The 20,533-nt window shown below is 72.6% G+C and carries 19 protein-coding genes and 2 tRNA genes; 12 read left to right on the top strand and 9 right to left on the bottom strand.

What is annotated here, in order from left to right:
- Positions 1-33: 33 nt before the first annotated feature.
- Positions 34-1,353 (bottom strand): cation:proton antiporter, encoded by a 1,320-nt coding sequence (locus tag IE241_RS02995; RefSeq protein ID WP_190019968.1) that lies wholly within the window; start codon positions 1,351-1,353, stop codon positions 34-36.
- Between the two features lie 130 nt (positions 1,354-1,483).
- Between IE241_RS02995 and IE241_RS02990 the strand changes: the two genes are divergently transcribed.
- From IE241_RS02990 to IE241_RS02975, 4 genes are all read left to right on the top strand, one after another.
- Entirely contained in the window at positions 1,484-2,755 is a 1,272-nt protein-coding gene (locus tag IE241_RS02990) for an alpha/beta hydrolase family protein (protein ID WP_190019967.1), read from the top strand.
- The gene (locus tag IE241_RS02985) at positions 2,752-3,858 is read left to right on the top strand and encodes an effector-associated domain 2-containing protein (protein WP_190019966.1); all 1,107 of its coding nucleotides are present in this window, start codon (positions 2,752-2,754) and stop codon (positions 3,856-3,858) included. Before IE241_RS02990 ends, IE241_RS02985 begins: the two co-directional genes overlap by 4 nt.
- Positions 3,859-3,988: 130 nt before the next feature.
- On the top strand, positions 3,989-4,165 hold the full coding sequence (locus IE241_RS02980; protein ID WP_190019965.1) for an aldo/keto reductase: 177 nt from the start codon (positions 3,989-3,991) through the stop codon (positions 4,163-4,165).
- Between the two features lie 47 nt (positions 4,166-4,212).
- Positions 4,213-5,877, top strand: a complete 1,665-nt coding sequence (locus IE241_RS02975) for an HEXXH motif domain-containing protein (RefSeq protein ID WP_190019964.1) — start codon at positions 4,213-4,215, stop codon at positions 5,875-5,877.
- Between the two features lie 2 nt (positions 5,878-5,879).
- On the opposite strand, the gene IE241_RS02970 is transcribed toward IE241_RS02975, so the two are convergent.
- On the bottom strand, positions 5,880-6,716 hold the full coding sequence (locus IE241_RS02970; protein WP_190019963.1) for an ABC transporter permease: 837 nt from the start codon (positions 6,714-6,716) through the stop codon (positions 5,880-5,882).
- 41 nt (positions 6,717-6,757) lie between these two features.
- Entirely contained in the window at positions 6,758-7,678 is a 921-nt protein-coding gene (locus IE241_RS02965; RefSeq protein ID WP_190019962.1) for an ATP-binding cassette domain-containing protein, read from the bottom strand.
- A gap of 208 nt (positions 7,679-7,886) precedes the next feature.
- Here IE241_RS02965 and IE241_RS02960 point away from each other — a divergent pair, with 208 nt between their 5' ends.
- A complete protein-coding gene (locus IE241_RS02960) occupies positions 7,887-9,074 on the top strand; it encodes a sensor histidine kinase (protein WP_229898701.1) in 1,188 nt (395 codons plus the stop codon).
- Positions 9,071-9,751, top strand: a complete 681-nt coding sequence (locus IE241_RS02955) for a response regulator (protein WP_190019961.1) — start codon at positions 9,071-9,073, stop codon at positions 9,749-9,751. Before IE241_RS02960 ends, IE241_RS02955 begins: the two co-directional genes overlap by 4 nt.
- A 373-nt stretch (positions 9,752-10,124) precedes the next feature.
- Here the strand turns inward: IE241_RS02955 and IE241_RS02950 are convergent, their stop codons facing one another.
- Positions 10,125-10,751, bottom strand: coding sequence for an SUKH-4 family immunity protein (locus IE241_RS02950; RefSeq protein ID WP_190019960.1), 627 nt, complete (start codon positions 10,749-10,751; stop codon positions 10,125-10,127).
- A 136-nt stretch (positions 10,752-10,887) separates the two neighbouring features.
- The gene (locus IE241_RS02945) at positions 10,888-12,174 is read right to left on the bottom strand and encodes an MFS transporter (RefSeq protein WP_190019959.1); all 1,287 of its coding nucleotides are present in this window, start codon (positions 12,172-12,174) and stop codon (positions 10,888-10,890) included.
- A gap of 115 nt (positions 12,175-12,289) precedes the next feature.
- On the opposite strand from IE241_RS02945, the gene IE241_RS02940 reads away from it, so the two are divergent.
- From IE241_RS02940 to IE241_RS02930, 3 genes are all read left to right on the top strand, one after another.
- Complete coding sequence (locus IE241_RS02940) at positions 12,290-13,279, top strand: ArsR/SmtB family transcription factor (protein ID WP_190019958.1); 990 nt, start codon at positions 12,290-12,292, stop codon at positions 13,277-13,279.
- Between the two features lie 229 nt (positions 13,280-13,508).
- On the top strand, positions 13,509-13,916 hold the full coding sequence (locus IE241_RS02935) for a hypothetical protein (RefSeq protein ID WP_190019957.1): 408 nt from the start codon (positions 13,509-13,511) through the stop codon (positions 13,914-13,916).
- Between the two features lie 121 nt (positions 13,917-14,037).
- Complete coding sequence (locus tag IE241_RS02930) at positions 14,038-14,727, top strand: DUF6882 domain-containing protein (RefSeq protein WP_190019956.1); 690 nt, start codon at positions 14,038-14,040, stop codon at positions 14,725-14,727.
- A 51-nt stretch (positions 14,728-14,778) separates the two neighbouring features.
- Here the strand turns inward: IE241_RS02930 and IE241_RS02925 are convergent, their stop codons facing one another.
- From IE241_RS02925 to IE241_RS02915, 3 genes are all read right to left on the bottom strand, one after another.
- The gene (locus IE241_RS02925; RefSeq protein WP_190019955.1) at positions 14,779-15,546 is read right to left on the bottom strand and encodes an SDR family oxidoreductase; all 768 of its coding nucleotides are present in this window, start codon (positions 15,544-15,546) and stop codon (positions 14,779-14,781) included.
- Positions 15,547-15,742: 196 nt separating this feature from the next.
- Positions 15,743-15,830 (bottom strand) — tRNA-Leu (locus IE241_RS02920).
- A 249-nt stretch (positions 15,831-16,079) separates the two neighbouring features.
- A tRNA-Leu gene (locus IE241_RS02915) sits at positions 16,080-16,167 on the bottom strand.
- A gap of 106 nt (positions 16,168-16,273) precedes the next feature.
- On the opposite strand from IE241_RS02915, the gene IE241_RS02910 reads away from it, so the two are divergent.
- Together IE241_RS02910 and fdhD are read left to right on the top strand one after the other, a co-directional pair.
- Positions 16,274-17,605 (top strand): DUF2254 domain-containing protein, encoded by a 1,332-nt coding sequence (locus tag IE241_RS02910; protein WP_190019954.1) that lies wholly within the window; start codon positions 16,274-16,276, stop codon positions 17,603-17,605.
- Positions 17,606-17,838: 233 nt separating this feature from the next.
- On the top strand, positions 17,839-18,693 hold the full coding sequence (fdhD, locus tag IE241_RS02905) for a formate dehydrogenase accessory sulfurtransferase FdhD (RefSeq protein ID WP_190019953.1): 855 nt from the start codon (positions 17,839-17,841) through the stop codon (positions 18,691-18,693).
- A gap of 82 nt (positions 18,694-18,775) precedes the next feature.
- On the opposite strand, the gene IE241_RS02900 is transcribed toward fdhD, so the two are convergent.
- Complete coding sequence (locus IE241_RS02900; RefSeq protein WP_190019952.1) at positions 18,776-19,246, bottom strand: MarR family winged helix-turn-helix transcriptional regulator; 471 nt, start codon at positions 19,244-19,246, stop codon at positions 18,776-18,778.
- Positions 19,247-19,379: 133 nt separating this feature from the next.
- Between IE241_RS02900 and IE241_RS02895 the strand changes: the two genes are divergently transcribed.
- Complete coding sequence (locus IE241_RS02895; protein ID WP_190019951.1) at positions 19,380-20,339, top strand: quinone oxidoreductase family protein; 960 nt, start codon at positions 19,380-19,382, stop codon at positions 20,337-20,339.
- Positions 20,340-20,533 lie beyond the last annotated feature (194 nt).

Genomic DNA, 20,533 nt, shown 5'->3' with positions numbered 1-20,533 from the left:
GGCCCGGCCCCGGGACCGCCGGGAGGCCCCCGGTCAGCCGGAACCCGGACTGGGGGCCGTGACCGGCCCGGCCCGGTCGGGGCTGTCCCCGTACCCCCCGTCCCTCGCGGGCGGCCGGGTGCGGCCGGCCAGCCACCGCACCAGGGCGAGCAGCGGCTGCGTCGCGACCGTGGTGACCAGGGCCATGAGGACGAACACCGCGTACAGCCGCCCGGTGATCAGCCCGGCTTGCAGGCCGGCGTTGAGCGCGATCAGCTCGGTGAGGCCCCGGGCGCTCAGCAGCACGCCGATGGTGCGGGCGTCGTCGCGCCCCACTCCGCAGAGCCTCGCAGCACCCAGTCCGCTGCCCACCTTGGCCAGCACCGCGAGCGAGGTGGCCACCACCAGGGCGACGAGACCCGCTTCGTTCAGCGAGCCGACCGATACCCGGCTGCCCGAGATGACGAAGAAGAACGGCAGCAGCAGACCTGAGACGTCGTTGAGCGGCCGCACCAGCTCGGCGTCGAGGGTCCCGTCGGCCTCCCGTGGGACCACCACGCCGGCCAGCAGGGCACCGAAGATCACGTGCAGGCCCAGGGCACTGGTCGCCCAGGCCGAGGCACAGGCGAAACCCACCAGCACCGCCAGACGGTACGAGGCATCCAGATGACGGCCCCACAGCAACCGGCGCAGCAGCGGTCGCGCTCCGAGCAGCATCACCGCGGCGTAGAGCAGCCCGAGCACCAATTGCAGTGCGCCACGGGGCTCACCGCCGTGCCCGCCGGCGTCGAGCAGGGCGCCGACGAGCACCGTCCAGCCCATCACGTCGATGAGTCCGGCAGCGGACACGGCGATCACGCCGGGCAGCGTTCCGGCCAGCCCGTTCTCCCGGACTATGGCGGTCAGGACCGGCACCGCGGTGATCGAGAGCGCCACGCCCAGGAACAGCACGGCGGAGACCGGCATGCCGGCGGGCGCACCGAGCCGCGTCAGTTCGTCGCGGAAGAGCAGCGCTGCTCCGGTGCCCGTGGCCATGGGCACGAGGAAGGCCGCGAGCGACACCGTCACCACCGTCCGCGCGCGCTGCTTGAGGATCGAGAGGTCGAGCTCGTACCCCACCGCGAAGAGGAAGACGATCAGCGCGAGCTGGGAGAGCGCGTTGAGCATCGGTTCGATCTCGGACGGGAAGAGCTGCCGTGCCGCGGCGGGGGCCACGGCGCCGAGCAGCGTCGGCCCCAGGGCGATTCCGGCGACCAGCTGCCCCACGATCACGGGTTGGCGCAGCCACCGCGCCAGCCGGCCGGCACCATGGGCGACCACGATCACGACGGCCGCTGCGCCGACGAAATGCGTGAGCATCGCATCCGGGCTCATGGGACCCCTCCGGAGTCGGGTACGGACGAAGTCCGAGCGAAGTAGCTTGTCCAGAATACGAGGAAACTGACGGCGAGTTATCGCATGGGGAAGACATACGGCGCGTTATCGCACGGGGAAGAAGGTACGCATGGTCGCAGTGGTCTTCGTCCACGGAACGGGGGTCCGGGAGCCTCGGTTCGAGGAGCTCTTCCAACGGGTCGGCGACGGACTGGCGCAGAGAACGCCCGGGGTGACGGTCATCCCGTACTACTGGGGTACGGAGCACGGGGCGCGCCTCGCCGCGGGCGGCGCCAGCCTGCCCCCCGAGGGCACCGCGCGCGGCGTGCCCGGCGCCGGGGCGGCAGAAGGGGACGGAGGCTGGGGCAGGGACGGGGGCGGTGGCCGGGACGGGGGTAGGGACAGCGCGGCCTCCGACGGCGAGACCGACCGGTGGGAGCTGCTGTACGAGGACCCGCTGGCGGAGCTCAGGGAGGCGGCTGCCTCGGCCCCCTCGGGCGCCGTACCCCGCGCCGAACTCCCGCCCGGCGCCCCGCATCCCGCCGAGGCCCCCCGGCTCCTCCTCGCCCGCCTGGCGTCCTCGCCCGAGGTGAACGAGGCGCTGCTGCCCGGTCTCCGCCGCGCCGCCGGGGACGTCTCGCGCAGCCCGCTGCTGGGCCCGGCGGCCCGGGCCCTCGCGTCCGGCGGCACCGGGACCGGGACCGGCCCCGGGAGCGGCGCACTGGAGCACCTCCTGGCCCGCGCCGTGGCCGCGACCTGTCTGCGCTCGCTCCTCGACGCGGACGCCCCGGTCATACCCGACGGGGAACAGCGTGACAGGGCCGTCGAAGCGCTCGCCGCGGCCATGGGGGCACCGCCGGCCGGCACCGATCGCGGTCCCGGTGCGTTCCTGCTGCGCCCCTTCGCGCGGGCCGGGTTCCGGTACGCGGTGCGCCGTCGCCGTGCCCTCACCGAGGCCGCGCACCCCGCCGCCGGGGACGTCCTGCGCTATCTCGCCCACGGCGAAGCCGTACGGCAGGGGCTGCGTGCGGTGCTGGACGGCCTCGAAGGCCCGGTCACCGTCATGGGGCACAGCCTGGGCGGCATCATCGCCTTCGACACCCTGGCCGGGCGTGCCCACCCGGCCGTACGGCTGCTGGTCACCGTGGGATCCCAGGCGCCGTTCCTCTACGAGATCGGCGCGCTGCCGAGTCTCCGCCACCCCGCCGGGCTTCCGGGGCACTTCCCGCCCTGGCTCAACCTCTACGACCGCCGCGATCTCCTCTCCCACGTCGGCGGCCCGCTCTTCCCCGGCAGGGTCCGGGACGTCGCCGTCGACAACCGCCAGCCCTTTCCCGCCTCGCACAGCGCCTACTGGACCAACCCGGCCGTGTACGCGGCCATCGCCGGGGAACTCACATGACCACTCCGCCGCCCGAACGGGTCTTCGCCCTTGTCGTCGGTATCGAGCAGTACGCCGCCGGCCCCTCGTGGGACCTGCCCGGCCCCGCCCGGGACGCCTTGCGCTTCCGGGACTGGCTGCGCACGCGCGGCGTCCCCGAGCAGAACATCATGCTGCATCTCGCGCCGGCCGCCGGGTTCACCCCGCAGGTGGCGTACGAGCGCGCCGATCACGCCTCCCTCCGCCACCGGTTGGTCACCCGGCTGCCCCGCCTGGACGGCGATGTGCTGTGGGTCTGGTGGGGCGGCCACGGCATGCTCGCCGAGGACGAGCACATCCGGCTGTTCACGGCCGACGCCACCGTCTCCGACAAGCGCAATCTCGACCTGGAGACCGCTCGCAGGCATCTGGCCAGCGACGCCGTCCCCGGGCTGACCCGCCAGATCTGGGTCGTGGACGCCTGCCAGACCTTCGCCGAGGAGCACGGCCACCTGCAGGCGCTGCCCGGGGAGCAATTCCCCCTCGGCAAGCGGGAGAACGTCCACCAGCAGGTGCTCATGCTCGCCGCCGACCGGGGCCAGCGCGCCGCGAACGACCCTGCGCGCGCCACCGGCCTGTTCTCGGCCGCGGTGCTCGACATCCTCCAGGAGGAGACGGACGCCGGGGAGGCCGCCGGTCCGGCCAAGGTCGAGAACCTGTTCCGCCGGGTGCGCGAACGGATCGCGGAGCTCCGACTGGCCGGACACACAGGGCAGTTGCCGCGGATCGTGCTGCACGGAGCGGACCGCACGGAGACCGTGCGGCCCGAGCCGGCCGCCGTGCGGCCCGGGCGGGTCAGGGCACACCTGATCGACTCCCTGCTCGCCTACCCGTTCATGGCGGATCCGGCACAGCGGCAGATCATGGTCCGCCTCCTGGACACGCCCGCCGTCCAGACCATGAACCGGGGCAGCGACCCCCGCTCCGACGCCACGGCGGTCTACCTGGGCCTCCGGCGGGTCCCCGGCGGCCTGTGGCTGCTCTACGACGCCGTGACCCTGCTGGACCCGGACGAGGAGCTCGCCGCCCGGCTGGAATCGGCCGTCCTCGCCTGCATCGCCCTGCAGGAAAGCGGTCTGCGATGATCGTACGGGCTTCCAACACCGGTTCGACGTCGCCATCATGGGTACCACGTTCAGGGACGAATTCAGGGATGAACGGAACGCTCGGGATGGGCTACGACCCGCGATCCGTGCACGAAATGGGGGACGCTCAGTGGACGAGCCCGCGCGCGCCGACCGCTTGACGTCGGACCTGGCCGACCTGGACCGCGTGGACATCACCGCCCTGCGGTCCGTACCGCGGTCCTTACGGGCCGGCCGCCTGCTCGAGGAGGTGCGGCGGGCGCGCGGGCGGGCCTCCGTGGACACCCCTCCGGGAAGGGCCGAGTGACACCGCCTTCCGGGGTGGGCCCGGTGACGCCGCCCGGGAAAGGCCGGGTGACGCCGCCCGGCACCGGACAGCAGCCGCAGCCGTCGCTCACCCTGCCCGGCGCGAGCTTCGACGCCCTGGCCTCCGGAGGCGGATCCGCGCGGGAGTCCGCGTTCCTGGCCAGGGGCGAGCGCTCCCGCCGGTTGCTGCTCCTCGGTGAACTCCTGGACCTGCTGGAGGAACAGCCGGGGACGCTGGAGCCGCTCCCCCCGGCGGCGACCGCCTGGGAGGCCATCAGCAGTGCCGCCCGCCACCGGCCACCGGTGGTGGAAGAGCTGCTGAGCGCGCCCCAGGTGGGCAACTGGATCGCCCATGCCCTGCGCCGCCTGCACGGCACGGCCGGCGGGCCGCCGCTGTGGGTGGACACCGGGCACCTGCACGCCCTGTCCGTGGTGGCCTGTCTGCGGGCCGGCGTGGACGGGTCCACCGAAGTCCCGGTCCGGAACGGGGAGATCGCACTGCCGACGCTCGGCCTGGCCCGGCTGCCCGGCTGTGCGTCCGCATCGCCGTACACCACAGCACGGGCGGAAGTCCGTAACGGCACGCTCCACCTCACCGGCGGCGCGCAGTCCCTCACCGTCGAACCGCTGCGAGCCGGCCGATCGGCCGGCTGGCTCCCCCTGCGGACCGTGGACCGCCACGGCCGGGTGCCGCTCGACGACCTCGACCCGTACCGCAACCTCGACGACCCGGTGCCGCCGGAGCCCCTCGACAGCACCGCGTTCGAAGCCTGGCGAGCGGTCTTCGACGAGGCGGTGGAGATCCTGGCCGGCCACACCACCCCGGGTCCGGGCCGACCGGTCCTCACCGACATACGCTGCCTCGTCCCCTGGGGAGCGGCTCTCGCCTCGGCCGGGGGCGAGCGGATCCCCGTCCGCAGCGCCTCCACCGCGGATGCCTACGGCTCCATGGTGCTGTCCCGTCCCCCGGACGGCCTGGCCCTCGCCGAGACGCTCGTGCACGAACTCCAGCACAGCAAGCTCGGGGCGATCATGCACCTCTTCCCCCTCCTCGACGACGACCGGGCCGAGCTGTACTACAGCCCGTGGCGCCCGGATCCCCGTCACCTCACCGGCCTGCTGCACGGCGCCTACGCCTTCACCGGCGTCGCCGGCTTCTGGCACGACCGGCTCGGCGGGCCCCACCACGCCACGGCCGCCTTCCAGTTCGCCCTGCGCCGCCTCCACTGCCGCCACGCCGTGTCCACCTTGCTGCACCACGCCCGGCTGACCCCCGTCGGCCGCCGCCTGGTGCACGGCCTGGCGGCGACACTCGACACGTGGCTCAGGCACCCCCTGGACGCCTCCGTCGTCCGCCGGGCACGCGCCGCGGCCCGCAGCCACCTCGTCGAATGGCGGCTGCGCAACCTGCGCTGGGACCCCGCCACCGGCACCACGCAGATCACCGGCAGCCTCCGGCAGGGCATCTGGCACGACGACCGCGTCCGGCTCTACGGCCTCCCGCCCGCCCTGCTCACCGACCCGCAGACCGCCGACGAACACCTGTGCGCGGGAAACCCCGCCGCCGCGCTCCCCCGCTACGCGGAAGCCCTGCGCCGCAACCCCGAAGACGCCCACGCCCGAGCAGGCCGGCTCCTGGCGACAGCCGCCCTGCACCCCCGCTTACGCCCGGCCCTACGCCTACCGGAACGGGCCGCGCACCTCATGCGGTGACCTCACACGTCACGGCGTCTCACGACGAGCACGGCGAGTGCGACCGTGATCAGCGGCCAGAGCGCGTACACGATCCAGGAACCGGTGATCGTGGCGGTGTAGCCCAGGGATCCGGGATCCGGCTCCCAGGTCTGGACCAGGCGGTTCCAGGCGGCCGACACCAGCGCGTGTTTGACGTCCGCCGACCAGCGGTTGCTCTCCGAGAACATGGTGGGCAGCATCAGCAGGGTGAAGACGCCGGTGACCATGGTCGCGGCGGCATGCCGGAGCAGAACGCCGAGGCCCAGGCCGACCAGCGCACAGACCGGAGCCAGCAACGCGGACGCCACCAGTACCCGGAGGACCCCGGGGTGGGTGATCGGAACGCCGGCGTGGTGCCCGTTCAGGACGGCCTGGGAGACCAGGAAGGAACCGGTGGAGGCGACCGTGCCGACCGCGGTCCACAGCGCGGCGGTGACGGCCGCCTTGGCCAGCACGACCGAGCCGCGGGCCGGGACGGCCGCGGTGGTGGTGCGGATCAGCCCGCTGCTGTACTCGCTCACGACGGTGAGGGCGCCCATGCTGCTCGCGACGAGCATCAGCGTCCAGTAGCCGGCCGCCGGGCAGGCGTCGTAGGGCAGGAATTCGGCGGGGCCGGGGCCGGGGCCGGAGCCCGCGGCCTTGTCCGTCAGCGTGGCCACGGCGGCGGATCCGATGACGAACAGGACGGTGAGGGCGATCGCCCACGGGGTGGAGCGCAGGGACCGCATCTTGATCCACTCGGAGGCGAGCAGGTCACGGAAGCGGGCGGGCGGCGCGGCGACACGGGCGGCCGGGGTGGCGGAGGCGAGCGTGGTCATAGGGGTCTTAGGAGTCGTAGAGGTCATGGGAGCCGTAGAGGTCATCGGGGCTGTCCTGCCACGTATTCGGTGCTGTCAGCGGTGAGTTCCATGAAGGCCGCCTCCAGCGAGGCGGTACGGGTGGTCAGCTCGTCCAGCCGGATGCCGTTCTCGTGGGCGAGCGCTCCGATCCGGCCCGCGGGGAGCCCGGTCACGGCGAGCCTCTCGGCGCCCGCCGAGCCCTCCGGCTCGACCGAGGCGCCCGCCGCGGTCAGGACGGCCGCCAGCTCGGCGGCCTGAGGTGTCCCGACCACGACGCTGCGACGGGTGCCGCGGGCCGCGAAGTCCCGTAGTGGCTCGGCGGCGATGAGCCGGCCCCGGCCGATGACGACCAGCTGGTCGGCGGTGTTCTCCATCTCCGACATCAGGTGGCTGGAGAGGAAGACCGTGCGCCCCTCGGCGGCCAGGCGCCGGAAGAGCCGGCGTACCCAGAGCACGCCCTCCGGGTCCATGCCGTTGATCGGCTCGTCGAACATGAGCACGGGCGGGTCGCCGAGCAGGGCGGAGGCGATGCCCAGCCGCTGCTTCATGCCGAGGGAGAATCCGCCGATGCGGCGGTTCGCCGCCTCGGCCAGCCCCACCTCCTGCAACACCTCGCCCACCCGGCGCCGCGGGATGCCGTTGCTGCGGGCCAGAGCGGACAGATGGGCCGCGGCGCTGCGGCCGCCGTGGACCTGTCCGGCGTCGAGGAGGGCGCCGACGTGCCGCAGTCCGCGCGGGTGGCGGTGGAAGGGGACGCCGCCGACGGTGGCGGCACCGGTGGTGGGCGCGTCCAGACCGAGGATCATCCGCAGGGTGGTGGACTTGCCGGCTCCGTTGGGGCCGAGAAATCCGGTGACCTGGCCCGGCCGCACGGTGAAGGACAGATGGTCGACGGCGGTCTTGCCGCCGTATCGCTTGGTGAGTTCGTTGACTTCGATCACGGCGCCCACACTGCCGGGAGGCCCCCTGTCCTGGCATGGGGCCGTGGGCGGCAATCGTGCGGCGGGGTTCGCCCGTGGGCGTACGCCCCCGGGCTGATGCCGCGCGGGCGGCAGCCGGTTAATCTCGCGCCATGGACCCCGTAATGATCACCTCGTCGCCTGCGCACGTCGCGCACCGCGGCCTTGTTCCCGGGAGGGCACGCCGCCGATGACGAGAACGAAGGCCGCGGCCTGGGTGGGGGGTGCCTGCTACCTCCTCATGGTGAGTGTGCTGGTAGGCGCCGCGCCGCGGGCGTCGGGCACGGTGCACGGTGTCGGGGCGCTGCTGGCCGTGAGCCTGCTCGCGGGCATGGTGCGACGGATGCCGCCGGCGGCTCTGGCCATGGCGCTCTTCGGATCCACCGCTGTGGTGGTGGGCCGTCCGAGCCCCGCCCAGGAGAGCCTGGCGGCGTCGTACCAGGGCCAGTTCCTGGCGTATCTGGCGGTGGACCTCGTCCTGGGCTTCCTCGTCGCCACCTGCGCACGGCGTGCTTCGGTCATCGCCGTGGCCGTGTCTTTCGCCGTGCAGCTCCTGGTGATCGGCGGCTTCGCGCACGGGGACGCCATGACCGTCAACGCGGTGATCGCCCTCTTGGCGACGGCTGCATCCGGCATGGCCGGCCTGCTGATCCGCGAGCGCCGCGAGCACGCGGTGGCGCTGCGTGCACAGGAGGTGGGCGAGGCCGTGACCGCCGAACGGCTGCGGATCGCACGGGAACTGCACGACATGGTCGCGCACAGCATCGGCATCATCGCCATCCAGGCCGGTGTGGGCGGCCGGGTCATCCGGACCCAGCCGGAGGAAGCGCGCGAGGCCCTGCGCGCCATCGAGGCCACCAGCCGGGAGACCCTGTCGGGCCTTCGGCGCACGCTGGTCTCGCTCCGTCAGGCAGACCGGGGCGCGACCCCCTCTGAGCCGTCACCGCTCGCGCCCTCGCCGGGGCTGGCGGACCTCGAACAGCTGGCGGCAGCGACCGCGGACGCGGGCGTACGTGTCGAGCTGCGCCGCAGCGGGGAACAGCGTCCTGTGCCGGCCGACATCGACCTGTCCGCCTACCGCATCGTGCAGGAGGCGCTGACCAACGTGGTCCGCCACGCGGGCACCGGGCGCTGCCGGGTGACCATCGGCTACGGGGACGAGGAGCTGTCCGTGGAGGTCGTCGACGAGGGGCGTGGCACCGGCGGTACCGGGAACGGCTCGGCCCACGGCTTCGGCATCATCGGGATGCGCGAGCGGGCCGGCCTGCTGCACGGCCGGTTCAGCGCCGGGCCGCGCCCCGAGGGCGGCTTCCGGGTGGCGGCCGGGCTGCCGCTGCCCGCGCCCGCGCCCGCCGGGGTTCCGGTGGGGGCCCGGTGACCGGCAGCCCCGTACGACCCGTACGAGTCCTGCTCGCCGACGACCAGCCGCTGGTCCGGTCCGGCCTCCGTGTGCTCATGGCCGACCACCCCGACCTGGAGGTCGTCGGTGAAGCCGCCACCGGCGCCGAAGCGGTCCGGCTCGTCGGCGACCTCGGTCCCGACGTCGTGGTGATGGACATCCGGATGCCCGGCATGGACGGGATCGAGGCCACCCGCCTGATCACGGCCGGTCCGGCGACCACCCGCGTCCTCGTCCTGACCACCTTCGACGAGGACGACCACGTCTACGGCGCGCTCCGGGCCGGCGCGAGCGGCTTCGTGGTCAAGGACATGGCGCTGGACGACATCCTCGCGGCGATCCGCGTGGTCGCCGCCGGCGACGCACTGATCGCGCCAGGCGTGACGCGCCGCCTGCTGGCGGACTTCATCGGACGCCCCACGGCTGCCCCGGATCGCTCCCCACGACCGGTCGAGGGCATCACCGAGCGGGAACGTGAAGTGCTGACCCTGGTCGGACGCGGCCGGTCGAACACCGAGATCGCCGAGGACCTCTTCATCACGGTGGCCACCGCCAAGTCGCACGTGTCACGCCTGCTCACCAAATTGAACGCCCGGGACCGTGTCCAACTCGTCATCACCGCCTACGAGACGGGACTCGTCACGCCGCCTCGCTGATGCTCCGATCGAGTGAAGGCAGTCACTCACACGAGGGTGGCCCGTCAATGAGTATGGACCGAAAAGAGCAGGAGTGAGACAAAGACTTCACAGGCATTACCGGAGCTGAGTTCACTTCACTCCCCGGCCAAAAGGGGTCGATATGCGTCGCATTGCTGTCGCTGTCTGCGCGGCTCTTCTCGGTATCTCCCTAGCGGGATCTGCGGGAACAGCTGTGGCCGCACCCACAACCGTCACGGCCAACCAATGCATGCTGGGGGGCGGACGGGTTGTCGTGATCTCCCCCTCCCTGAAAGTCTGCGTCGGTGGCATTTTCGATGGCCAGAGGGTTTCCGGCTAATGGTTGTGACGTAGACAGGGCCGGGCACGGCGATCACCCGTAGACCGAGCGGGCTCCCGCGCTGTTGCCCTTGAAGCGCTGGCCCATGGCGATTTCATCGCCCACCACCGACCAGACGGTCTCGTCGTCCTGGAAGGGGAGCGGGTCGATGCTGCTCGTCTCCTCACGGATGCGATCGACCGCGCCGTCCAGGCGCTCGAAGTCGGCCTCCTCGTCGCCTTCGTCGCCCTCGTCGCCGCTGAAGGTGAACTCGTCGAGCAGGCGCTGGAACCGGAGGGTGACCTGGACGAGGGAGGAGACGTCCGTGTGGATTTCCTGCACGGTCTCCTCGTCGGGGTCGAATGCGTGCACCTTGCCGGATATGGGGTCGAGGGCGAGGTGCGCGTTGAGCAGCCAGCCGATGACGGGCCAGTCACCCGCGCCCTCCGCGGCGCCCTCGAAGTCCTCGATGCAGACGACGTCCTGGACGAGGGGCAGCAGGCCGTCGTGCTCGTCGGGCTGACGCAGCAGGAGCGTCCCGGTGGGGACGCCGACGGTCTGCAGGAGGCGGACGCCCTCGGTGTCCGCCGCGGCCGGCGGGAAAGCGGTGGCGGGCAGCGTCGCGATCCGGCCCTCGCCGAAGATGCCGGCGAGTTCGCCGCGGGTGACGTCGAAAAGCACTGCCGAAACTCCGAACGGCCCTCTTACGGAACACTTGTGGTCCGAGGGCGAGGAGTGCCGCATCTCCGACCGGCGAGCAGCATAAACCCATGAACGAACCAGCCGGTCCTGCGCCGTGTGCCGCCATCGGAATCGGCTAGCGTCCGTCCGCCGTCCCCGGCAGGTCCCGCATGCCGCGCAGCGGTGAGCGGTAGATCGGGACCCACACCAGGGCCAGCCCCAGCGCACCGGCCCAGAGGGCGGTGCGGAGGGAGGCGACGGTGGCCAGCAGGCCGGCGAGGGCGGCGCCGACGGTGAGTGCGCCGGTGAGCAGGAAGCGCATGGTGGCGTTCATGCGGCCGAGCAGGTGGTCGGGGGTGGCGTGCTGGCGGAAGCTCACCTTGATGACGTTGTCGACGCCGATCTTGAGCGTGGTCAGCAGCCAGGCCCCGGCGGCGCACCACAGCAGCGGGCCGCGGTCGGCCAGTGCGACCAGGGCACCGAGTGGCGCGACCGCCAGGCCCATCAGCCAGAGCACCCGCCCCGCGCCGAGCCGGCGGGCCAGCGGGCGGGCGAGCAGCGAGCCGAGGAAGACGCCGACCCCGCCGAGCGCGAAGAAGAGGCCGAGCACGTAGTCCGGCAGGTTCAGGGATCGGGTGAAGAGCACCGGGAGCACGGTCTGGCAGAGCTGGAGGGACAGGTTGGTGCAGGCGCCGGCCAGCGCGATCGGGCGCAGCAACGGGTCTCCCAGCACGAAGCGCAGCCCGTCCCGCACCTCACCCGCCAGCCCCCGCCCGGTACCGCCGGCCGGCCTGGGGGATGCCGCCGGCTCCGGACGGCGGATCCGTAGCAGCAGCACGGCCGAGCCCAGGTAGCTGAACGCGTCCACCAGCACTGCCACGGGCGCCGATACCAGCGCCACCAGGAAGCCGCCTGCCCCGCGCCCGCCCACCTGGGTGACCGCGTCCACCGTGACCAGGTGCGCGTTGGCCCGGGTGAGGCCGGGCCGGCCCACTACCGCCGGCAGGTTGCTCAGCGCGGCCACGTCGAAGAAGACGGTCGCCGCACCCGTGAGCAGCACCACCAGGGCGAGTTGGGTGAAGGTCAGGCAGCCGAGCAGCCAGGCCACCGGGACCGAGCCGAAGAGCACGGCCCGGACCAGGTCGGCGGCGATCATCACCGGGCGCTTCGGCAGCCGGTCCACCCAGGCGCCGGCCGGCAGCCCGATCAGCAGGAAGGCGACCGTGCTGAGCGTCGCCAGCAGACCCACCTGTCCGGCCGAGCAGTGCAGCGCGAGCACCGCGACCAGGGGCAGGGCGAGCGAACTGACGGCGGTGCCGAGCTTACTGACGGCGGAGGCGGCGAGGAGCAGCCGGAATTCCGCATCGGGTGAGGTGGATGAGGTGGAGGGGGCGGGCAGGCCGGCCCGCAAGTCGGTGGTCATGGAGCGCAAGCCTGGCCGCGGTCAGGGACCCCGGCCATGAATTTAGTCTGAGCTCAATCGACGGGGCGATCGCCGCGCGGCCGCCGCCCGCCGTCCACCGAGGAGGACCTGTCCCTTGCTGGAGCTGGAGTTCACCGCCCGCGACCTGGCCCACACCCGGTTCGCCGTCTCCCCGCTGTGGGAGGTGGTGGCCAGCGTCCGGGTGCTGCGACGGCCGGACGAGCATCCGCTGCACCGGGCATGGCTGACGGCGGTCCGCCCCCGGCTGGCCGCAGCCCGGCTGGACTGGCGGCTGCTCGCCGACCTGGTTCCGGAGGGGCCGCTGGCCATCCCGGTCTTCGTGGCGCCGCCGCCGACCTCCTCGGTGCCGGATCTCGGGGTGGAGCTGGCGGCGCTGCGCGCCACCCCGCCCGAGCAGGTCCGGGCCGAGCTGGACGGGCCGCGGGCGCCGCGCACCGAGCGGACCGAGGCGCTGCGCCAGGACCCGGAGGCCGGACTGGCGCGGCTGGCCGACACCGTGGCGGCGTACTGGGAGCTCGCGCTGGCACCGTACTGGCCGCGGCTGCGCGCCCTGCTGGAGGGGGACGTGCTGCACCGGGCCCGGCTGCTCGCCCAGGGCGGCATCCAGCACCTCTTCACCGACCTGGATCCACGGGTGAGCTGGACCGGCGAGCGGCTCTCGGTCGAGCACCGCTACGGGGGCGGTGGGCGCCGGCTGGACGGGCGGGGACTGCTGCTGATCCCCTCGGCGTTCGTCTGGCCGCGGCTGTTCTCGGTGACCGTCCCCGGCCGCCAGCCGACCCTGCGCTACCCGCCGCGCGGAGTGGCCGCCCTCTGGGAGCGGCGCGAACGCGAGCCCGCGCAGGCGCTGGCGGCGGTGCTGGGGCGCTCCCGGGCCCGGCTGCTGACCGAGCTGGACGCCCCGGCGGCCACCGCGGAGCTGGCCCGCCGGACCGGGATCACGGCGGGCGGCGTCTCCCAGCACCTCGGCGCGCTGCGCGCCGCGGGACTGGTCGCGTCCGCCCGGGCCGGCCGCCAGGTGCTGTACCGGCGCACCGAGGCGGCCGAAGTCCTGCTCGCCGCGGCCGACCGCGACCCGAGCTGACCGGCCCGGCTCGGGTCATCGCACTCCCCGCCCATGGTCCGGGTCCCGATCAGCCGGGCGGTAGGCTCCCCCGGCAATGAAGACTTCGCTGGGGGACGCTATGAAACGCCGGGCACTGTGCACTACTGCTGTCGGGGCGCTTGTCCTGACCGGGTGCTCCGACACCGGTCAGTCCCTGAAATTCGGCGAGACGGCAAACGTTTCCGGTGACAGGACCGGCTCCGTCGGCGTGACCGTCGTGCGCGTGGAGGAGGGCAGCAGCGCCGATCTCTCCGGGCTGAAGGACGCCTCCAAGTACAAGGGTAAGACGCCCTATTACGTGCACTTCAAGCTCACCAAGACCGCCGAGGGCAACGACGATGACGAGACCTCGCACTTCGAGGTGTCGAAAGACGGACAACCGCTGTCGGAACTGATCGTCTTCTCCTCCTTCGACGCCACGGGCGATCCGTCGAATCCTCTGGTCACCCGCCGCTTCGACCGGTGCGAAGGTGTCAGTCACACCACGTACAAAGAGGCTGCCGAGGGACAGAGCGCCGAGGGCTGTGCGATCTTCCTCGCAGACGACAAGACCGGGGAACCTTCGAGCGTGGCGTGGACGCGCCGCAGCAAGACCCTCGCCACCTGGAAGAAGTGACGCCCCGAGCCCTTTCGGGCGGGACGCCCGGCCTCCGGCGGCCGTGTTGTGGTCCGGCACGGGCGCGCGCCGCGCAGGCCGCCCGTCGTGTGGCGCACGGAGAACGCTAAGGTCCGGACCCATGAGCGAATTCAGCGATGCGTTCTTGTCCGAGGCGGAGCGGCACGCGGCGTGGGGCGCCGCGCAATTGCAGGCCCTGACCGGCTTCCTGCCCCAGGGCCCGTGGACCGCGGACCTGCCCGCGTGCCTGTACCGGCAGGGCGAGGTGGAGCTGCGCATCGCCGTACTCGGCACCTACGACGCGGAAGACCACTCGTGGATGTGGGGCTGGGCCAACGCCGGGCTGCGCGGCACCCCGGTCGTCGCGCTCACCGAGGAGATCGAGGGCTTCGGACGGTGCCATGGCATAGCCGAGTTCACCGCCGGGACGCTCGATCTGTCCGGCTTCGCCGATCCGCGGCGCGCGGCCGAAACCCTGGCCTTCGCGGGGATGGGTGTCACCGGCGCCCTCGGCTACATCGGCATGCCCGCCGGCCCCACCACCCAGGTGTACTTCCTGCCCGACGACGACCCGCAGGTTCCCCGCGTCGGCCTGGACCCCGTCGCGCTGCCGAGGACGCTGATGACGGGTGTGTCCCTCCTCGGGCACTCGGCCCGCCAGGTGGTGACCGGGTACTTCGAGCACCACGGTGTCCCGTGGCGAGGGGACGACCACCAGGTCCGCGCTCAGCTCCCCGGCGGCACCACAGCAGAAATCGACTTCGACGCATCCGGCCGCATCGCCGCCATCCGCCTCCCCGCCCTCCGCTGAACCCGCCCCGCACCCGGCCCCCGCGCGGCCTGCGACCAGCCCGGCTGACGGTCAGCTGGCGGGGCCGACCAGGCCACCGTTGACGTACACCGTCTGGGCCGTCACCCACTTCGCCGCCGGCGAGGCCAGGAAGCGGACGACGGGGACGACGTCCACCGGGTCGCCGATGTCGCCGTTGATGCTCATGCTCTTGAGCCAGGCGATGTTCTCGTCGGTTTCCGCGGGGTAGAAGAAGCTGGTCTTGAGGGGCCCGGGAGCCACACAGTTGACCGTGATCCCCCGGCCTCCGACCTCCTTGGCGAACGCCTTGGTGTAGTGCTCCACCGGGCTCTTGCTACCGGCGTAGCCGCCGTAGGTGGGGGCGGTGACGGCGACGATGGTCGTGATGAGGTTGAGGACGCGGCCGTGGTCGGCCATCTTCGTCGCGGCCTCGCGCATGAGGAAGAACGGGATCTTCGCGTTGATGGCGAACATCCGGTCCCACTCGCCCTCGGTGAACTCCTCGATGGGCTTGCGGACGATCATCCCGGCCGTGTTGACCAGGATGTCCCACTGCCCGAAATGCGCGATCGTCTCGTCGACGAGCCCGGTGACCTCCCGGACCCGGGTCAGGTCCCCCTGGTGCGTCGCCGTCTTCACACCCTTGCCGGCCAGCTCCTGGGCGACCTGCTCGGCCTGGTCGCGTTTGGAGTCGCTGTTGTAGTGCACCATCACGTTGGCGCCGTCCTCCGCGAGGGCGGTGGCGAACGCCTTGCCGAGGTTCGCGGAACCACCGGTCACGAGGGCGGTCCTGCCCTCCAGCACACGGTCAGCGGCCATGAGGGTCTCCTCCGGACGACGATCCCCCTCGTTGCATTGTGGAATGCGAGTGGCTGAAGCGCATATGTACGCCGGTATGTACGCCGGGCCGGGGAGACAGTGCGCCGGGCGGGCCCTACTGGTCACGCGATACTTGCACCGAGGTCCGCCTCAGCCCGGGAAAACAGAAAAACCCCAGGTCAACTGGGGTTCCTACTGGTGTCCGAGGGGGGACTTGAACCCCCACGCCCGATAAAGGGCACTAGCACCTCAAGCTAGCGCGTCTGCCATTCCGCCACCCGGACCAGGTGTCATCTCCAGCGGGGCGTTCCCCGCGGCGACAGGGACAACAATACCAAGGTTTCGGAGTGCCTTTAGGCCTCTGTCCTGCACAAACACCCGCCCGAAGGGAACGGCCTGCCGCCTGCGCGGTGTCGGTGAAGTGGAGCAGGATGAGAAACCGTACGACGAGAGGCCGTACGCCGCGCCGGGCCGACCGGCGCCCGAACCAGCCCGGAAAAACAGAAAAACCCCAGGTCAACTGGGGTTCCTACTGGTGTCCGAGGGGGGACTTGAACCCCCACGCCCGATAAAGGGCACTAGCACCTCAAGCTAGCGCGTCTGCCATTCCGCCACCCGGACCAGGTGTCATCTCCAGCGGGGTGTTCCCCGCGGCGACATGGATAACAATACCAAGGTTTCGGAGTGCCTTTCACCTGGGTATCCGCACGGGACATAAGCTCCCCTTATGGGCAATACGGGGCAAACCTGGGCGACGGGTGGGGGCGCGCGGCGGCGGCCGCGGCCGCTGTCCCCGCTGCGGGAGCACCTGCGGGACACCTTCTGGTTCGCGCCCACCGTGGGGCTCGCCGGTGCCGCGGCGCTGGCCGCCGGGGTGCTGGAGGTGGACCGGCTCGTCGTCGGGGCGCTGCAGGAGGACGGGGAGTACGCGACCGTCGAGTCCCTGATCGGGATCGCCGACGACACCAAGACGATCATCACCACCGTCGGCTCGGCGATGCTGACCTTCATCGGCGTGGTCTTCTCGATCTCCCTGGTCGCGCTGCAGATGGCCAGCGGGCAGTTCTCCCCGCGGGTGGTGCGGCTGTACGTCCGCAGCCGGATCACCAAGTGCACGTTCGCCGTCTTCCTGGCGACGTTCCTGTTCGCCCTGCTGGTGCAGGCCTCGTACGAGGGCGACGAGAACCCGCGCACCGTCTCCACCGTCCCGGTCTTCTCCAGCATCGTGTGCGTCCTGCTGGTGCTGGTGAGCCTGGGGCTGTTCGTCGCCTACGTGAACTCCACGCTGCGGCTGATGCGGGTGAGCCATGTGATCGACCGGATCACGCGGGAGTCGTTCCGGGTGCTGGGCAGGTACGGGGTCGCGGACGACGTGCGGCCCGTGCTCGCGGAGCCGGGCGCGGAAGTCGTGCACACGGGCCGGGCCGGCGTGCTGCGGGACGTGCACATCGCCCGGCTGGTGCGGGTGGCGCGGCGGCACGGCGTCGTCCTGCGGCTGATCCCGCGGATCGGGGACTTCGTGGTGCCCGGGACGCCGGTGCTGGCGGTGCACGGCGGGGCCGCGCCGCCGCCGCGGGCCCTGCGGTACACCGTGTCTGTGGGCGTGGAGCGGACGTTCCACCAGGATCCGGGCTTCGGGCTGCGGCAGCTGTCGGACATCGCGCAGCGGGCCCTGTCCCCCGCCGTGAACGATCCGACGACGGCCGTGCAGTGCCTGGACCGGATCACCCAGTTTCTCGCGGCCCTGGCCCGCCGGCCGCTGGGGGCGCTGCACCACTGCGACCGCAGGGGCGCGGTGCGCCTGGTGCAGGACGTGCCCGGCTGGGCGGACCTGGTCGACCTGGGGTTCGCGGAGATCCGCGGCTGCGCCACCGGCAGCCCGCAGGTGACCCGGCGGCTGATGGCGGCCCTGGGGGACCTGTGGTGGCTGGTCCCCGAGGACCGGCGCCCGCCGCTGGAGCGGCACCGCGCGCTGCTGGAGCACGCCGTGGCGCGCGCGGCGCCGGACGCGGCGGACCGCGAGTTCGCGCTGCTGCCCGACCGGCAGGGGATCGGTTAACGACGTCTCGGCCTCACTGCGGCGGCAGCGGCGACCGGCCGTCGAGGGCATCGAGTGGTAGTCCGGGAGGTTCCCCGGGAGCCGGCGGTCGGTGGCCGTACCGGACGGTAGTCGTACGGACCGGTGGCCACGGCCGCGGGGCCGGGAGGCGCCCCGGCCGCCGATGGAGCCCAACCCACGCCCGGGCACAATGGAGCGTCCAGCAACCCCACCACCGCCGGGACTGATCGCTCATGGGACGGGTCACCGAACGCCGCCGCGTCATCCGCATCCGGGACGGGGCGGTCAGCGCCCGCCCCGACACGCTCGTGGCCGAGGAGCCCATGGAGATCCGGCTGAACGGCAAGCCGCTCGCCGTCACCATGCGCACACCGGGCGACGACTTCGCGCTCGCGGCCGGATTCCTGGTGAGCGAGGGCGTGCTGGGCAGCGCGGACGAGCTGGCCAACATCGTCTACTGCGCGGGGGCCACGGAGGACGGAAGGAACACGTACAACGTCGTCGACGTGCGCCTCGCGCCCGGCGTGCCCGTCCCCGACGTCACCCTGGAGCGCAACGTCTATACGACGTCCTCGTGCGGGCTGTGCGGGAAGGCGAGCCTGGATGCCGTACGGACCACGGCGCGGCACCCCCTGTCCGACGGGCCGGCGGGGCCGATGCGGCTCGAACCGGCGCTGCTGGCCTCGCTCCCCGACCGGCTGCGGGAGGCCCAGCGGGTCTTCGACCGCACGGGCGGGCTGCACGCCGCAGCGCTGTTCTCCGCGGACGGCGAGCTGCTGGACGCGCGCGAGGACGTGGGCCGGCACAACGCCGTCGACAAGATCGTCGGCCGTGCGCTCCAGCAGGGCCTCCTGCCGCTGTCCGGGACGGTGCTGATGGTCTCCGGGCGGGCCTCGTTCGAGCTGGCGCAGAAGGCGGTGATGGCCGGGATCCCGGTGCTCGCGGCGGTCTCGGCGCCCTCGTCGCTGGCCGTGGACCTCGCGGCGGAGACGGGGCTGACGCTGGTGGGCTTCCTGCGCGGGGCGTCGATGAACGTGTACGCGGGAGAGCAGCGGATCGTCCTCCGGGAGCGGGCGGCGAACGACTGACGTCGCGTCAGGCCGTCGGTGGTCAGATCAGCGGTGGCCGGACCGGCGGCGGCCAGGCCAGCAGCGGTCGGACCAGCGGCGGTCAGACCACCGGGCCTTCCTCCCGCTCCTCCGCCACGCGCGCGAGCAGCGCGACGAACTGTTCCCGCTCCGCGGGCGTCAGCGCGGCCAGCAGCGCCTCGTTGGCCTCGTCGCCCAGGCGCGCGAGCCGCTGCAGGCAACTGCGGCCCTCGGCGGTGAGGGCGATGGCGTTCTTGCGGCGGTCGCCGGGGTCGGGGGTACGGGTGACGAGCCCGGACCGCTGGAGGTGGTTGAGGATGCCGACCATGTCCTTGGGGTCGAAGCCGGTCATCCGCCCCAGAGCCGCCTGGGCGACGGGGCCGGAGTCGGCGACGGCTGCGAGGACGGCGTGGTGCGGCATGCGCAGGTCCTCGCGGGCGAGTGCCTCGCCGAGCAGGCGGCGGCCGCGCGCGGAGGCACGGTTCAGGAGCCAGCTGGGGAGGGCGCGGATGTGGTCGAGCGCGGGCTCTTCGGGTCCTTGAGGCTCTGTCATGGTGCGACCCTACCGACACATCCGTTGGGGTTCCCAATAAAAAACGTTGGACACCCCAATGAAGATGGGCTTATCGTTGGGACTCCCAACGAAACCCGTTGGGAGTCCCAATGACACCCCGGAGGTGCGCCCCATGCGCCGTGTCCGCTATCACCAGAACGGCGGCCCCGAGGTCCTGCGGCTGGAGGAGACCGACGTCCCCCGCCCCGGCCCCGGCGAACTGCTGCTGCGCACCGAGGCCGTCGGCGTCACCCTGCCGGTCGTGCGGAAGGTGCGCGGCGGCGGCCTTCCGCTGCCCGCGAGCCTGGGCGGCGAGGTCGCCGGGGAGGTCGTGGCGACCGGCCCCGGTGTCACCGGCTTCGCGGTCGGCGACCGCGTCACCGGCCTGTGCTTCGCCGACGGTTACGCCGACCACTCCCTGCTGAACACCGCGATGGCCTCGCCCGTACCCGACGGCGTGAGCGCCACGGACGCCGTGGCGCTGGTCCGCTGCGGCCTGGTGGCCCGCGGCGCCTACGCGGCGGCCCGGCCGGCCGCAGGCGAGTCGGTGCTGGTGACGGCCGCCGCGAGCGGTGCCGGCCACCTCGCCGTACAGCTCGCCAGGGCGCTCGGCGCCGGGCGGGTCGTGGCCGCGGTCAGCTCCGCGGCGGCGGAGGCCAAGGCCGGCTTCCTGCGGGAGCTGGGTGCGGACCACGTCGTGACGTACGACAACCTCGCAGGTGAGGAGGCCGGCCGCTGGGGCGGGCCGGTCGACATCGTCCTGGACGCCGTCGGCGGCGACCTCCTCTCCCCCGCCGTCGCCGCCCTGGCGCCCGGCGGCCGGCTCGTCGCGTACAGCTCGGGCGGCGGCACGATCGAGGCGTACGACCTGCTCGTCGGCGCGAAGTCCGCGATCGGTTTCCAGATGGCGCTGATCGCCCGCCACCAGCCGGAGCTGATGGAACAGTGGCGGCAGGAGCTGTGGGAGCTGTTCGCCGCCGGGCGGCTGCGTCCGCGCGTGCACGCCGAGCTGCCCCTGGAGGCCGCCGCGCAGGCGCACGAGATCATCGAGTCGCGCGTCAACCTGGGCAAGGTGGTGCTGCGCCCTGCGTGAACCCGTATGGGCTCTTCGGCCGAGTCCGCCTTGTGTGACAGTCGTACGGCACCTACGTTCGGCCTCATGGCGCCGCCGCACGTCCGCTCTGGTCCCGCCGTTCCCCGACGCCCCCGACATTCCCGATGTTCCCGGTGTTCCCGACGTTCCCGACGTCCCATCAGGAACACGATCGCCGCCGCCGCGCTGGCGGG

Origin of the sequence: Streptomyces hiroshimensis, assembly GCF_014650335.1 — a bacterium.
GTDB lineage: Bacteria > Actinomycetota > Actinomycetes > Streptomycetales > Streptomycetaceae > Streptomyces > Streptomyces hiroshimensis.
Note: the sequence above shows the minus strand (reverse complement) of the source record. Positions and strands in the feature narration are given on the sequence as shown.

Bases quoted from the DNA above. Each gene is read 5' to 3' on its own strand.
- IE241_RS02990 (WP_190019967.1), top strand. From the start codon at position 1,484: ATGGTCGCAGTGGTCTTCGTCCACGGAACGGGGGTCCGGGAGCCTCGG.
- IE241_RS02985 (WP_190019966.1), top strand. From the start codon at position 2,752: ATGACCACTCCGCCGCCCGAACGGGTCTTCGCCCTTGTCGTCGGTATC.
- IE241_RS02895 (WP_190019951.1), top strand. From the start codon at position 19,380: ATGCGCCGTGTCCGCTATCACCAGAACGGCGGCCCCGAGGTCCTGCGG.
- IE241_RS02945 (WP_190019959.1), bottom strand. From the start codon at position 12,174: ATGACCACCGACTTGCGGGCCGGCCTGCCCGCCCCCTCCACCTCATCC.
- IE241_RS02925 (WP_190019955.1), bottom strand. From the start codon at position 15,546: ATGGCCGCTGACCGTGTGCTGGAGGGCAGGACCGCCCTCGTGACCGGT.
- IE241_RS02995 (WP_190019968.1), bottom strand. From the start codon at position 1,353: ATGAGCCCGGATGCGATGCTCACGCATTTCGTCGGCGCAGCGGCCGTC.
- fdhD (WP_190019953.1), top strand. From the start codon at position 17,839: ATGGGACGGGTCACCGAACGCCGCCGCGTCATCCGCATCCGGGACGGG.
- IE241_RS02970 (WP_190019963.1), bottom strand. From the start codon at position 6,716: ATGACCACGCTCGCCTCCGCCACCCCGGCCGCCCGTGTCGCCGCGCCG.
- IE241_RS02960 (WP_229898701.1), top strand. From the start codon at position 7,887: ATGACGAGAACGAAGGCCGCGGCCTGGGTGGGGGGTGCCTGCTACCTC.
- IE241_RS02910 (WP_190019954.1), top strand. From the start codon at position 16,274: ATGGGCAATACGGGGCAAACCTGGGCGACGGGTGGGGGCGCGCGGCGG.
- IE241_RS02900 (WP_190019952.1), bottom strand. From the start codon at position 19,246: ATGACAGAGCCTCAAGGACCCGAAGAGCCCGCGCTCGACCACATCCGC.
- IE241_RS02930 (WP_190019956.1), top strand. From the start codon at position 14,038: ATGAGCGAATTCAGCGATGCGTTCTTGTCCGAGGCGGAGCGGCACGCG.